This is a genomic window from Mesobacterium hydrothermale (assembly GCF_035818635.1).
GTDB classification, from domain to species: Bacteria; Pseudomonadota; Alphaproteobacteria; order Rhodobacterales; family Rhodobacteraceae; genus Mesobacterium_A; species Mesobacterium_A hydrothermale.
This window is the reverse complement of record NZ_JAYLLH010000072.1, coordinates 1-992: the sequence shown is the minus strand read 5'-3', so window position 1 is coordinate 992 and position 992 is coordinate 1. Positions and strand designations below refer to the sequence as shown.

2 protein-coding genes are annotated in these 992 nt (G+C 55.3%); one reads left to right on the top strand and one right to left on the bottom strand.

From position 1 onward, the window contains the following. Nucleotides 1–99 precede the first annotated feature (99 nt). A complete protein-coding gene (locus VK792_RS19480) occupies nucleotides 100–603 on the top strand; it encodes a hypothetical protein (protein ID WP_326299587.1) in 504 nt (167 codons plus the stop codon). Nucleotides 604–675: 72 nt separating this feature from the next. On the opposite strand, the gene VK792_RS19475 is transcribed toward VK792_RS19480, so the two are convergent. Further along, a complete protein-coding gene (locus VK792_RS19475) occupies nucleotides 676–810 on the bottom strand; it encodes a hypothetical protein (protein WP_326299585.1) in 135 nt (44 codons plus the stop codon). Nucleotides 811–992 lie beyond the last annotated feature (182 nt).

Sequence of the window (992 nt, the reverse complement as noted above, 5' to 3'; positions counted from 1 at the left end):
GAAAGCATCGTCCCGATAGACCAGAGGCCTACGATGCACTAACATTTTAACCGGACCACCCGATGGGGGCACGCCAACAGATGATGCCGGAGGCAAAGCATGACGCGCCTTTCAAATCTCTGGGGTTCATTAAAAGAAAAGGCTCGGGGCATCGCCCCGAGCCAACACACCCTCAATACCTTTCGCGCTGGTGCCTATGGCGCGCTTGCGGGCGTCACGGCCACCATAGCGGTCGGACTTGTTGCCATCGATATTTTGCGCGGAACCCAGAACCCGCTGTTGAACCTGATCCGCCTGAATGGCGCGGCGGGACCGGGCGTCGTGCGCAACTACGTCATGTTTAACACCACAGAATACGGGAGTGGCCGGGTCGTTACAGGCACCCAATACAGCGCCAGCGACAATCCCAAAATAGAGGAACAATGGTGCTACTATGAAGATGCCGATGCTGGCGATGGCCGCGCGGCAAGGTTGAATCTGGCGCATGTCAAAGGGCGAGAACAGTTGAAAGTCACCGATTTCACAATGGGCGATGTAGCCCCATTTGACCTCACCATTGATGAAGCTGAGGCACTTGTCGGATTTCACTGCCAGTTCCAATAACCAAACCTACCCGAAGCAATTTTTGCCGACATCGAAGCCGCTCAACAGAGCGGCTTTACTTTTTTAAGGCGTTTAGACGCCTGTTGTTTTTCTCGTAGCCAGCCATTGTTCGTAGGTCTGCCGCTCGTTCCGGCGCTGGGCTTTGATCATCTCGTTCGCCATCTCGTCGGTCAGCGGCACCTGAGCGCGCCGCTTCAGTTCTGCCACGACCTGCGCCGTGGAAAAATCCCATGCGTTATATGCCTCTCGGACGATAACTGCATAGGATACAAAGCCGGGCGTTTCGGATACCTCGACGCAATAGCAAGGAAAGTGGCGTGCCCCCATCGGGTGGTCCGGTTAAAATGTTAGTGCATCGTAGGCCTCTGGTCTATCGGGACGATGCTTTC